This is a genomic window from Stakelama sediminis, from assembly GCF_014199335.1.
GTDB classification, from domain to species: domain Bacteria; phylum Pseudomonadota; class Alphaproteobacteria; order Sphingomonadales; family Sphingomonadaceae; genus Sphingomonas; species Sphingomonas sediminis.
The window spans coordinates 1-12,338 of record NZ_JACIJI010000011.1; the positions used below are offsets into that span (position 1 = coordinate 1).

Below are 12,338 nucleotides of genomic sequence, written 5' to 3' on the forward strand. Positions count from 1 at the left end.
CTGTTTGAACTCTACACTATGCTTGATCATCTCGTCGGTCTCCTGGAACGAACTTTAAACTCTCAGGTGACCGGCGCAAAACCGGTACAAGTCCACTCGATACCCGCGCGCCCAAGGAGCAGGTGGACCAGGCCAGCCTCACCACCGCCTGGCGCGAGCAAGCCGACGCACTGGGATTCGATGAGGGAACGCGTCGCCGGCTCGTCGCGCAGGCCGCCGCCCGCACCCTCCAGCAGCCCAGGCCCGACACCGCTATGCGTGCCCATGCCGCCGACCAGGCCGTCGCGTTCGCGTCCGCCAAGCTCGCCGAGCGCGAAGCCGTGTTCTCGGCCGCTGCCCTGGAACGCGAGGCCAGCACCGCCGCGCGCGGGGCGGTCGGCCATGGCGAGATCGTCGCGGCGATCGCGCGCGCCGAGCAGGCGCAGGCCCTGGTTCCACGCGCCGCGCCTAAAGCGGCCAAAGGCATGATGGGCTTTGCCACAAGGGAGGCCATCGCAACCGAGCAGCGCATGCTCAGTATCGAGGCCGAGGGGCGCACCCGGTTTGAGGCCCTGCATGATCGAATCGACGCCGCCCGCATCATCGCCGCCGCTGAGTTGGCCTCGGCTGAGCGCGGACACACATGGACCCAGGGGCAGAAGGACGCGACCAGGGGCCTGCTCATGTCCCCGGCGAGTGTGACCGGCATTCAGGGCAGCGCCGGAACCGCCAAGACCACCACCGTGCTGGCCACCTACGCCCGCGCCGCGAGAGCGCAAGGATTGAGTGTCCGGGCATTGGCACCCACCGCCGGCGCCGCCGATGTCCTCGGCCGCGCGATCGCTTCCGAGCCGATGACGGTCGCCAAGATGCTGATCAACTCCGATAAGGACATTGAGCAGGAGTGCGAGGCATGGATCGTCGACGAAGCCTCTATGCTCTCCGCCCGCGACAGCGCCCAACTCATCGCCCGCGCCTGCGACGCCAGAGCCCGGCTGATTCTGGTCGGCGATGTTGCCCAGCTCGGCAGTGTCGAGGCGGGGAGGGCCTTCGGGCAGTTGCAGGAGCATGGCATGCCTACATTCATCCTCGACCAGATCGTCCGCCAAACCAACGTCCACACCCTTGAAGCAGTCGAGGCCATGTTAGCCGGCGAAGCCGCTACCGCCTTTGCCGCGCTCGATACCGGCGGCGGGAGCATCGTCGAACATGCCGAGGAAGACATCCGCCGCGCGTTTATCGCCCGCGATTTCGTCGCGTTGTCACCGCAAGAACGCGCCGACACGCTAGTCCTCGATCCGACGCGGGAAGGTCGTCAGCGCCTCACCGATACGATCAGGCTCGCCTTGCGGGGGGATGGCACGCTTGGTCCGGACGCTATCACCGCCACTGTGCTCGAACCGAGAAACCTCACCCGCGCCGAGACTGCCAATGCTGCCAGCTATATTCCTGGCGACATCGTTCTGTTCCGGCGTGGCAACCGTTCAGCCAAGATCGCCCGAGGTCAGGGCTATCGGGTCGAGAGCATCGATCCTGACGCCGGCACCTTGTCCTTGCTCAACCCCAAGGGCAGTCGAGTCGACTGGCAGCCGTCGCGCTGGGGTGGCAGCGAGGCTGAGGTTTATCGCGAGATCGAACAGGAGTTCCGCTCGGGCGAGCGCATCCAGTTCACCCGAAATAACCCCAATGCCCATCGCAGGAACGGCATGATCGCCACCGTGACCGCCCTCGATCCCGACGGGGCGGGCCTTACGGTCGCTCTGCCTGATGGGTCGACCCAGACTCTCGATCTGAACCGCCTCACTGATCGCCATTTCCGCCAAGGTTGGGTCCAGACCATCCACAGTGCGCAGAGCGCTACCGCTGAGCGGGTTTTGGCCCACATGGAGAGTTTTCGTACAAACATCGTCGATGCCGCAGCCGCCTATGTCGCCATCAGTCGTGCTCGATCCCATGCTGCACTTTACACGGATAGCCGCGCCGCGCTTACCGAGGCACTGGGGCTCCGCGATGGAGCCCAGGTCGGCGCTATTGATGGAGCAATGCAAAGAGAATCTTCAATCGACTTCGATATCAAGTCTGAAGGGCACGCGCATTCAGTTTGGTGAAATCGTGTCGTCTCTCTATACGTCCTGGACTTATCGTTGCTACCTGCTAGGGAGGGGGAATGCGGGTTCCAGCATTCGTTGATCTATTCGCTGGCTGTGGCGGCCTATCGCTCGGTATGCAGCGTGCCGGTTGGACTCTTCGACTTGCAGTTGAAAGTCATCCAGACCCATTTTCGACACTTAAGCACAATCTGATAGACCGTGCTGGCGCCAATGCCTCGTGGCCCGAGAGTGTTCCATGTGTTGCGCATGATTTGCGCGAGCTCCTCAAGGATCGGCGACAAGCCTTAGAGGGCCTCGCTGAAGGCATCGAACTGATCGTGGGCGGGCCTCCATGCCAAGGCTTTTCGACAAATGGCAGGAGACGAAAGGACGATCCCAGAAATCAGCTCGTCAAAAGCTATCTCGAAGCGGTTGAGCTTTTTCAGCCAAAGCTTCTGCTGATCGAGAATGTGCGAGGTTTCACCTCCATGGAGCATGAGCACGGAACCTATTCTGATTTCGTCGCAGCCCAGCTTGTCAATTTGGGGTACGACGTTTGGACAGAGATCGTAACTGCCGCTGAGTGGGGAGTGCCTCAACGAAGGCCGAGATTCCTCCTTATCGCAGCTCTAAAAGGAACCCTGACAGGCATTGATCCTTTCTTGCGACTCCGGACGGCTCGCCGCCGTTTCCTTTCCGAACGGGGGCTAGGAGGCGCGCTTGTCTCTGCTTCCGAAGCCCTCTCTGATTTGGAAATTTCGCGACATGATTTGGTTCCCGACCGTGAATTTGGATCGCTCGGGTTTGAGCAAATCGATTATCGCTCGAAGGTCAATCTCTCGGCGTATCAAATGCTAATGCGCGATGGGCACATAGGAGTACCGACCGACCTTCGCATTCCGCGCCACACCGCTGCTGTGGAAAGTAGATTTCGAGAAATCCTTGAAACTTGCCCTCGGGGGCGATCAATCTCTCCCTCCGACAGAGCTCGCTTGGGAATACGCAAACGCGCGACAACTCCAATCTCGCCGGATATGCCGTCGCCTACCGTCACCACTTTGCCTGATGATATGATCCACTACAGCGAACCCAGAGTGCTCACCCTCCGCGAAATGGCTCGCCTGCAATCGTTTCCAGATTGGTTTGCTTTTCAAGGACCTTACACAAGCGGTGGCCACCGCAGGCGCAATGCCTGCCCACGCTATACGCAAGTTGGAAATGCCGTCCCGCCATTGTTGGCGGAAGCGGTAGGAGAAGTCCTGTTAGGCCTCTTGTCTAGCATCGGTGAGCAGGGGCGCGAGCGAACGAATGTTGGTGAGATGCATCGCCAGACTGTTCCGGAGGCTGGGGAAGTCAGCTAGCGTTATAGTCGGCTTGTCATCCGTCTCAACCGCCCAGCCAGTGTCTGTGCGAGTCTCGATTGCGTGAGCAAGCCGGTTTCTTGGTTCCAGAACGTCTGGATCATATGAAGCGAGCGTCTTCCTTTCAGTTACGCAATGTTCCTTCCCATCAAGTAACACCATCGCCATCTTGAAGAGCGTGAAGCTTGTGACTGAGCGACTTAGCAACTTTTCGCCGAAGGATGTGCACTTCTCAAACTTTTTCTGCCCCGTTTCCCTTGCGGAGGTGACAAGTCGGTCTAATGCTTGTTCCAACGCAGCCTTTTCAGCTTCTCCAGATTTCTCATGGGCAAATGTTAGCAAGGACCTCAGTTCGTCATCGCACCGACCGACGATTCCCATGGCAAGTCCCCTCATTGCTTCGAGGCGTGAAAGTCGACGTGTGACCTGATCGATATGGATTGCGAGTTTTTCCGCGAGATCAGGGCGGTTGAAGCAATAGACGCCGTCGATATCGCAATCAAACACCATTCGCCGTAGGTCGCCAGGCTTCTTCCCACTATAGAAAATAATATCTGTAAACCCGAAATGCCTGCGGATTTGCTGTGCTACCCAGTCACCATTCTTTCCCGGATGGCCAAGGTCATAGTCCACGACGACCAAATCATACTCATCGTAAAGCTCTTGAATTTTGCCTAGGTTTTCAACTTCTCCACCATCGAGCTGCATTTCGATATGGGGAACGAAGCCAACAGTACGAAGATAATCTGCGATCTCTTCGACTTGCGTCTTGACATCATCCGGTTGATTTTCGAACCAAAGGATCTTGAAGTCTAGCCTCATTTATCCTTTCCCCCTTTTGGCAGTCGAATAATAAACTGCGCTTTATCGCCCTGTCGTTCAGGATCGAGCCTAATGCTTCCGCCAAGTTGCTCAAGCACGTGCTTTATGTGATAGAGTCCAAGTCCCGACCCCCGCGCTGAACCGCTGTAACCTCGCTCAAATATCTTGCTGCTGTCAACTTTAGTTGTGTCTATGCCTTTTCCATCGTCGCTCACTACAATTTCCAAGAGTCCGTTTCCTGCCTTCCTTGTCAAGAAATTGATGTGTCGAGCGTCTGCCTTGCCTGCATTACTAAATAGGTTGTCAACAACGATAGAAATATCGATCGGGCTGAATGTCATATTCTGGGAAAGGCCAGAGGTTTCAAATGTTGCTTTCCGAATGTCGCCGTATAACGTTGCAATCTTTGTCGTATATTCTTCAAGGTATTGAATGATATCTGCCTGAATCTTGTCGGCATTTAGTTTAAAGTTCGCTTGAGTGGCGATCCGGGTGACGGAAAGTATCCTGCTATTTTGCCAGCTAATCTGCTCTAGGTCGTCTTTGATTGAATCAAGCGGCGGGGTCGCTTCGCCCAGCCGTCGCAGACTGCGTCGGACCAGTGCCTGCACTTCGGTAGCATAGATGATCACCTGATGGTGCATCAGGGTCAGTTCGTCGTCTTCGCGCTCCTGAGCGTGCAGGAGCATTTGCGCCTGCTTTTCGACCCGCTCGAGCTTGGTAGCGGCCTCCGTCGCTCTGAGTTCGGCCGCTCTTGCTCGTTGCTCGGCTTCCCTGCGGGCGGCCGTTTCTCGCTCGGCGGTAGCTCGCGCCTCCTCGGCAGCGCGCTTCTGTTCTTCGTATCGAAGTCTTGCGCGCTCGACCCTAGCCAGCAAGCCCTCGTCTCCGGTTTGTTGCGCAACAACCGCAAGCCCGGTCATGGATTCTTCAAATTCGGACGATCGCTCGTTAACGACATCGATTAGTTCGCGATCATAGTCGAGTAACGTTATGTTTTTTGAGCCCGCAAGTGCTTGTACAATCCTAATGATGCGCGCGCGGGCGGTATCCGACTTCAGCCCACTGGCGTCGTCGCTCGCCTGGTCGAGTGCATCAGCCCAGTTTACGTCCACGACATAGCGTTCTAACCGCTGCACGGCGTTCTTCATGACAAATTCGTAGAGTGCGCTCGCGCTGGGCGTTTCAATGAGTCCTGCATTGCGGCTAGAGGTTTCAGGAAGTGCGCCTTGCGGTGCCCGAACGTCGACCTTTCCCAAAATGTCGCGCAGCCCCAGATAGCGACTCACGCCTTGTTGCTTCCGTCGACCTATGCCGAAGGTGTCATCGTTCGGCTCGCCGACAGGAAAGACGCGAAATCCGTTGACGAAGAGGAAAACGTTCCCGAATTGCACGGGCTGGACGCCCATTCGTGAAGTGAAGGTGTGCTTCGCGCTACGATTTAGAAAATAAATATCACAATCTACGTCAAAATCATTGAGCGCTTCCAAAGTCCGCGCCAGTGGCTCTTCAATTTCGTAGATCAATGCACCTCGATCATGGAGGACGCTTCGTATAACGCCCTGACGTAGCCTCACAGTGAGCTTAGCTGTCTTGCCATCCAAAAGGTCAATTATATCGTTTCCGACTGGACCTTCGAGTTTCGGCCAATCTTCATCCACAACTGCTGTAGAGATTGTGGCGCCCTTGGTTGTCTGAAAGGGGTCGATGAGCTTTGCTAGATATGCCCTGAGGGAATCGATCTCGTTGAAGTCCCATGTCGATCGAAGATCGCGGATTATGAGCATCGTGCCACTCTTGCTAGGTGGCTTGATTTTATTGGGTTTCGGGAAATCTGGAATCGCGTCTAAGATGGTATCAATCGTTGCGAACTCTGTTTTCGCATCTTGCTCGAAGCTGGTCCAGTCGACGACTAGGTGCTCCACTTGCGCTGAGTTTCTCGTCTTCGAAAAAAGCTCCAGCCTTTCGCCAAGTCGATCGCAGGAAAATCGGCCAATCCCCTTGTTCCCGGCGTATCCTCTTCGAATTGAAATCTCATCCCTATAGTCTCGAGAAAGATTTAAATCTTCCTCTCCAGTTCTTTTGGCAGAGTATGCGACAAATAGCCACTTTGATAGAATATCGTCTCGCGACATTCCTTTTCCGTCATCAACAATTATGATGCTATTTTCATCAAATTCTATCGAAACATTCTTGGCGTATGCATCAAACGAGTTTTTTACCAACTCGAACATCGCCACAGAATCATTGGTTATGAGGTCGCGTCCAATGATATCCTTGAGGGCGGAGCTAATGCGGAACTTTTGTTTCGTTGACATGGTTCCCCTTATTACCATTGGAGAAATTGGTGTCGAGGCTCGATCCAGAAGCCCGTCGAAAGTTGATGGGGAGATTCCGAAGCAAAAATACCGCACCGGAAATTGCGGTTCGAAGGCTCTTGCACCAAGCGGGCTTTCGCTTTCGCCTCCACCGTCGAGACCTGCCCGGTTGTCCTGACATTGTTCTTCCTCGGCACCGTGTGGCAATCTTTGTTCATGGCTGCTTCTGGCACCAGCATGGCGGTTGCCGAGTGGCTAGGGTCAGGACCCATTGATGTGATCGTCTCGATGTGATTCCGGCTCCGCGAGGAGACTGGATTTGAGCGACCTGTATTGGCTGACGGACGAGCAGATGACGCGGCTTGAGCCGTATTTTCCGAAGAGCCACGGCAAGCCCCGGGTTGACGATCGTCGGGTGCTGAGCGGGATTATCTTCGTGAACCGCAACGGGCTGCGCTGGCGGGATGCGCCGAAGGACTATGGCCCTCACAAGACGCTGTATAACCGCTGGAAACGCTGGAGCGATAAAGGCGTCTTCCTGCGTATAATGGAAGGGCTGGCCGCGCCTCAGATCTCCGAACGCAAGACGGTGATGATCGACGCGACCTATCTGAAGGCGCACCGCACGGCTTCCAGCCTGCGAGTAAAAAAGGGGATGCGGGGCGCCTGATCGGGCGCACGAAAGGCGGCATGAACACCAAGCTTCATGCCGTAACGGATGCGAATGGTCGCCCGATCAGCTTCTTTATGACCGCAGGACAGGTCAGCGATTATATCGGGGCCGCCGCCCTCCTCGACGAGCTTCCCAAAGCCCAATGGCTGCTGGCTGATCGTGGCTACGACGCCGACTGGTTCCGCGACGCCTTGCAGGAAAAGGGCATCACACTCTGCATCCCGGGCCGGAATTCCCGGAACAAGGCCGTCAAATACGACAAACGTCGCTACAAGCGCCGCAACCGGATCGAAATCATGTTCGGCCGCCTCAAGGACTGGCGGCGCGTCGCGACACGCTACGATAGGTGCCCAACCGCGTTCTTCTCGGCCATCGCCCTCGCTGCCACCGTCATCTTCTGGCTCTGATCAACGAGTCCTGACCCTAGGGTGCCAACAAGTAAGAGAGAATTTTGGACTGAGAAATTTACACGTACGAAAGCGAGGGATGCGGAAGCTGGGGAGCGCCTTTCCGCTGCCGGCTGGAAAGTTGTGGTGATTTGGGAATGCGAGGCAATGGACGTATCGCAGGCCGATCAGATTTTGAGTCCGGTAGGGTGCGCGGCGTTCGGGTGAGTCTCGGGTGAATTTTGCCCGAATACGACATTTGTGCCTTTTTTGTTCTGCCTGCTCGTGGTAGAGAAAGCTAAGAAAACAGGGGTTTTTACGCCCCTTCGTTGTGTTGACATCGCAGGGGTCGCAAGTTCAATCCTTGCCACGCCCACCATGAAAAGCCCCGCCGTCCCATTGGGACGGCGGGGCTTTTTCGTACTGGAAATGGCCAGACCGGATGCCTGCGCCATTCAGTATCTGTCCGGTGGGGCAGGCAGGGTATTCAACCGAGGACAGCATACGCAGGAGGCGGAAGCCGCGGAATCGGCGATATGGCGCTTGTCCCGATGCGGGAGCGCAACGATCGGTCGAATATCACCTCCGGCTGCGTACGGGCCGTATCTGATTGCGCATGGCACGAAGATAGCGGCCTGCCCCGGTTTCGATCGTAAACCGGCTGAGCAGGCTGGGTACGGAATCGGCGTCGAACTGCATTGTGCGCGCATCGTCCATTGCCCTGGCGAACGCATCGACATCGCCTTTCGGCGTCATAATTCCGTGCCGCGGATTGGCCAGCAATCCCTTCATACTGACGCAGCAATCGGTTGCCACGACAGGCAGGTACGCCGCCAGCGCTTCCAGAATGACGGCGGGGACTCCTTCATATTCCGACGACAGAACAAATACGTCGGCCTGTATCAGCCGCGCGCGAACATCGCTGACATGCCCTGCGAACGTAACCTGTCCGGCGATGCCCAGCGATACGGCCAGCTTTTCGAGTTTTCCGCGTTCCGGCCCATCACCAAGCAGGGTCAGCCGGTCATCCGGTCGCGCCATTCGTGCAAAGGCGCGCAGCAGCAGCGCATAATTCTTCTGCGCGGCAAGGCGACCGACGGCGGCGAAGGTAGTGGCATTTTTCACAGGGCGCACCGGCCGGGGCATACCCTCCAGATCCCGCCGGGTCAGTGCAGGATCTTCGATCACGTCGATTCGGGCGTCTGAAACCTCCATCAGCCGTTCGATTTCGGGCTTCATTGCCGGAGCTAGTGCGACGAACCGGTCGATCAACCGCCCCTGAAGTCGCAGCCAGTAGCGATAGAAGAACCGCACTGGGTTGGGTATGTCGGGCCGTGACAGGTCGTTGCTGATCTTGGCGATCACCGGTGGACATTTGCGCCCCAGCAACAGCTTCATGGCCACCGCGACGATGGTGTAGCTGTTGCCGGGGCAAAACAGGATATCGGGCCGGATATGCCGGATCACGGCGGGCAGGCGGAGGATCATCCACAAGGTTTCCCACGCAGCAGTCGGCAACCAGAAGGGTGCCAGTATGGCATAGGACAGATCGTCGCGCTGATCCTTGCCCGGCCCTGCATCGCGTCCGACCACCAGCTGGCTTTCCACGCCGAGGGCACGCCAGGCGCGATGCAGCCGGATGGCGACTCTTTCTACCCCGCCGGGTTCGAAACTATGGATCGGCGTCAGGATAATCATAGGCCTTGAGCCGCTGTCCGGCGGGAAATCGCTTCCATCAGGCGGCATGACGGAATTCCGTACCGGCGGCATACAGCGCGATCAGGTCGCTGAAATGCGTGTCCATGGTGCGTACCGATGCCGCCGCCGAAACCGCATTGCGATGGTAATGCGAAAGCCCGCGCATCGCCATCCGGCGGATCACACGCGCCAGATCGGCAGTGTCGGTTGCCCGGTATCGCATCGCCCGGTCGGCCTGATACTGGTCGCTGGCGCCGCCGCAGTCCGGTACGATCAGCGGCAGGCCGCTGGCGCGGGCTTCCGCGGCCACCATGCAAAAGGTTTCCGCCTCACACCCATGGATGAGCGCGTCGGCGCTGGCCATCAGCCGCGCCAGCGCGCCACGTTCCCTGACCGGGGCAAGAATTTGCACATGCGGGCTGTGGGCGCATGCCTTTTGCACCGCATACCGGTCGCGCCCTTCTCCGACCACGATCAGGCCGACCGGCGTGTCGCATCCAGCCGCAATCGCAGCCTCGATTACCATGGGCAGACGTTTTTCGGGCGAGAAGCGGCCGACTGTGAGCAATAGCGCGGCATCCTCCGCCAGCCCGCAATCGGCGAGCAGGGAGCGCCGCAGATTCTCGTCGCGCAGGCCGGGATCGAAAATGTCCGGTTCCACTCCCATGGGCAGCGTCACCACATTGCGCAGCCCGCCTGCGCTCAGCCGGGTCGCAAGGTCGCGGCTCGCCGAGACGACATGATCGAAGCTGGCGTCCAGCCTGCGCAAATGTCGCCAATAGCGGTCGAATCCCCGATCGATCATGGTGCGCGGCACAAACGGACCGAACCAGCGATAGGCATAGGCCGACAGGGGGTCGGCGTGCATGATGAGCGCGCGCGGAGCACCGCCGTCCCAGCGGCCGACCATCGCCGCGCTCGACCATGGGGACGACGCTTCGACGAAATCGGGCGCCCAGATATCGAGTGCGCGGTGCAGTGCGCGTTCGTCGTTGAAATAGCGATAGCGGCGGTCGAGCGGAAAGGACGGCGCTGCGATGGTCGCGATGATTGCGCCTGGCGCGACTTCGCGCGTCTCGTCACGCGCGCCGGGTGCCAGAATGACGATCTCATGCCCCATTGCCGGCAGTGCTTTCAGCTTGCGCTGCACATAGGTGCGGACCCCGCCGCCCTTCGGCGCGTAGAATGCATTGACGTCGACGATCCGCACCGCGCTTCTCCCTTCTATCGCCTGATCAGCCGGGACTGGGCCAGTTCGGACAGGGCAAGCGCCGCCCCGATCGCCACCCAGCCTGCAAACAGCAGCGTTCCCACCAGCAACACTGCCGAGGGGGCACCGGGCACGCCGCCGGTCAGAAACGTCGCCAGTCCGGCAAAGGCGAGATCCTTGTTGGGCAGGAACGGCAGGCGGGTCATCAACTGTCGTCCAGCCGCCATCAGCAGCCACCATTGCGGCGCGATTGCAGGAAGGACGGTGTGCCAGAGCAGCGCCAGCAGCACGATCGACAGGATCGTGCGCACCAGATGAACCGCAGTCGTGTACCAGCAATCGGCCCGACCCAAGGACAGGATGCGATTGCGAAACAGCCCGACGACGAGCGACGATCCGAGCAGAACCGCCACCGACCACAGCACGGGACCGGTTGCCTTGCCCAGCGCCAGCGACCCGACGAACGGCCATGCCATGCACAGCAGCAGCAAGGTGACGGCATTACCCGTCATTGCCGACAGGATGGCGACATCCTTCACTGCGCCGAACGGCGATGCATTCAGCCGGGCGTGCTGTCGCGCCCAGGCGTAGAATTGCACTTCGCCGAGATAGCCCAGAAGGATTTCATTGCTCGCGTTTTTACGGAACAGGGCGGCAATCCCGGTCGCGGGCAATTGCCATAGACGCCGGAAGATCACGAAGTCGCACAGCGGCGGAATCGCGAGATAGAGGGCGATCAACCCCCAGAAAGCAGGATGTCGCGGAACAAGCCCCGTCAGTTGATACAGATCGCCGCGTCCGACAATCCATGCCGTCGCCGCCAGCAGGGCAATCGCAAAGGCCGGTCCGGCGAACTTTACCCAATCGTGCAGCGGCTGGGCAAGATCGGCCAGTTCGAACTCGCGCACCGGCGTCGTTTCGCTGATATTTTCAGTCAGCGGCGGTTCCGCCATAAGGCTGGATGCCATGAAACAGATTCCTTGTCGGTTGAAAGACGGTTCAGACAGGGGTGGCGGAAGTCCGCTCGGTCCGGGCTGCGGGGGACGAGCAGGCAAGATCGGCATAGCGTCGGACGGGAGCGCGGGCGGCCAGTACGCGTAATGTCAGGTCGATGCTGCGGACCAGCGACGGCACCGCGGCATCGCCGGGGTGGACCGCCAGACGCATTCCGCGATGGGCAGGCATCAGCCAGCGTGCAGCCGCCGCAACGGCAAGCGACGATGCCCGGCGTGATGCGCTGCGGCTGGCCCAGGTAATTACGGGGCCGCGCGCCAGCACTTTTCCATCGCGCGGACGCCAGATACGGAAATGGTCCTCGGCCAGCGGGAAATCGCAATCGGCGATCGCGGCGCGCGCATGGTTGCCATAGAGCCAGGCCGGGGCAATGAACCCGGAAACCGGGCGTCCGGTAATCCCTTCGATCAGGCTCCGGCCGCTCTGTAACCTGTCCAGCGCGGTGTTGTAGTCCAAGCCGAGAAACTCGCCTTCTCCTGCCGTCATCCGCGACGCTTTCCAGCGCGAAAATTGTGTGCTGTGTTGCTGATCGTCGCGATGAAACATGCCGTGCAGGAAGATTTCTACACCCGCATCGGCCCATTGGCGCAGCCGCGTGGCAAACCGGCTGCCGGGAATAATCGGCGCTTCGCCCCAGTGATTCGGCACCACCAGCATCGCATAGCGCGACGGGCCTGTTACTGGCTCTATCAGCCCGCGTAACCGGTCTACCGCGCCTTCCGAGCGCGGGCCGACGTCGTGAATCGACACCAGAAGGCTGGTACGGCTATCGGTTCGGGGCATTGCGCGA

General features: G+C 58.9%; 10 protein-coding genes. 4 read left to right on the forward strand and 6 right to left on the reverse strand.

Annotated features, from left to right (window positions below; all coding sequences use genetic code 11):
- Nucleotides 1-122: 122 nt before the first annotated feature.
- Together FHR23_RS15760 and FHR23_RS15765 are read left to right on the forward strand one after the other, a co-directional pair.
- Entirely contained in the window at nt 123-2,087 is a 1,965-nt protein-coding gene (locus tag FHR23_RS15760; RefSeq protein WP_184005917.1) for an AAA family ATPase, read from the forward strand.
- Nucleotides 2,088-2,146: 59 nt separating this feature from the next.
- Entirely contained in the window at nt 2,147-3,430 is a 1,284-nt protein-coding gene (locus tag FHR23_RS15765) for a DNA cytosine methyltransferase (protein ID WP_184005919.1), read from the forward strand.
- Here FHR23_RS15765 and FHR23_RS15770 read toward each other — a convergent pair.
- On the reverse strand, nt 3,332-4,252 hold the full coding sequence (locus FHR23_RS15770; RefSeq protein WP_184005921.1) for a response regulator transcription factor: 921 nt from the start codon (nt 4,250-4,252) through the stop codon (nt 3,332-3,334). The genes FHR23_RS15765 and FHR23_RS15770 overlap by 99 nt on opposite strands.
- Nucleotides 4,249-6,585 carry an ATP-binding protein gene (locus FHR23_RS15775; protein WP_343043203.1) on the reverse strand — a complete coding sequence of 779 codons (2,337 nt, stop codon included), beginning with the start codon at nt 6,583-6,585 and terminating at the stop codon, nt 4,249-4,251. The genes FHR23_RS15770 and FHR23_RS15775 overlap by 4 nt, the downstream gene beginning before the upstream one ends.
- A 47-nt stretch (nt 6,586-6,632) precedes the next feature.
- Here FHR23_RS15775 and FHR23_RS15780 point away from each other — a divergent pair, with 47 nt between their 5' ends.
- A complete protein-coding gene (locus FHR23_RS15780) occupies nt 6,633-6,842 on the forward strand; it encodes a hypothetical protein (RefSeq protein ID WP_184005987.1) in 210 nt (69 codons plus the stop codon).
- 44 nt (nt 6,843-6,886) lie between these two features.
- Nucleotides 6,887-7,647, forward strand: a protein-coding gene (locus FHR23_RS15785; RefSeq protein ID WP_184005925.1) for an IS5 family transposase whose coding sequence is annotated in 2 segments (ribosomal slippage) — nt 6,887-7,223 and nt 7,223-7,647 — 762 coding nt in all. Because the reading frame shifts where the segments join, the coding sequence is not laid out codon by codon here.
- 558 nt (nt 7,648-8,205) lie between these two features.
- Here FHR23_RS15785 and FHR23_RS15790 read toward each other — a convergent pair.
- From FHR23_RS15790 to FHR23_RS15805, 4 genes are read right to left on the reverse strand one after another with little or no spacing between them, the layout of a single operon-like run.
- Entirely contained in the window at nt 8,206-9,324 is a 1,119-nt protein-coding gene (locus tag FHR23_RS15790; protein ID WP_184005927.1) for a glycosyltransferase, read from the reverse strand.
- 37 nt (nt 9,325-9,361) lie between these two features.
- On the reverse strand, nt 9,362-10,534 hold the full coding sequence (locus FHR23_RS15795; protein WP_184005930.1) for a glycosyltransferase: 1,173 nt from the start codon (nt 10,532-10,534) through the stop codon (nt 9,362-9,364).
- Nucleotides 10,535-10,548: 14 nt separating this feature from the next.
- Entirely contained in the window at nt 10,549-11,502 is a 954-nt protein-coding gene (locus FHR23_RS16670) for a hypothetical protein (RefSeq protein ID WP_184005932.1), read from the reverse strand.
- Between the two features lie 31 nt (nt 11,503-11,533).
- Complete coding sequence (locus FHR23_RS15805; RefSeq protein WP_184005934.1) at nt 11,534-12,331, reverse strand: DUF2334 domain-containing protein; 798 nt, start codon at nt 12,329-12,331, stop codon at nt 11,534-11,536.
- Nucleotides 12,332-12,338 lie beyond the last annotated feature (7 nt).

Coding starts and splice junctions, on each gene's coding strand:
- FHR23_RS15790 (WP_184005927.1), bottom strand. CDS start 9,324: ATGATTATCCTGACGCCGATCCATAGTTTCGAACCCGGCGGGGTAGAA.
- FHR23_RS15765 (WP_184005919.1), top strand. CDS start 2,147: ATGCGGGTTCCAGCATTCGTTGATCTATTCGCTGGCTGTGGCGGCCTA.
- FHR23_RS15780 (WP_184005987.1), top strand. CDS start 6,633: ATGGGGAGATTCCGAAGCAAAAATACCGCACCGGAAATTGCGGTTCGA.
- FHR23_RS15775 (WP_343043203.1), bottom strand. CDS start 6,585: ATGGTAATAAGGGGAACCATGTCAACGAAACAAAAGTTCCGCATTAGC.
- FHR23_RS15805 (WP_184005934.1), bottom strand. CDS start 12,331: ATGCCCCGAACCGATAGCCGTACCAGCCTTCTGGTGTCGATTCACGAC.
- FHR23_RS15770 (WP_184005921.1), bottom strand. CDS start 4,252: ATGAGGCTAGACTTCAAGATCCTTTGGTTCGAAAATCAACCGGATGAT.
- FHR23_RS16670 (WP_184005932.1), bottom strand. CDS start 11,502: ATGGCATCCAGCCTTATGGCGGAACCGCCGCTGACTGAAAATATCAGC.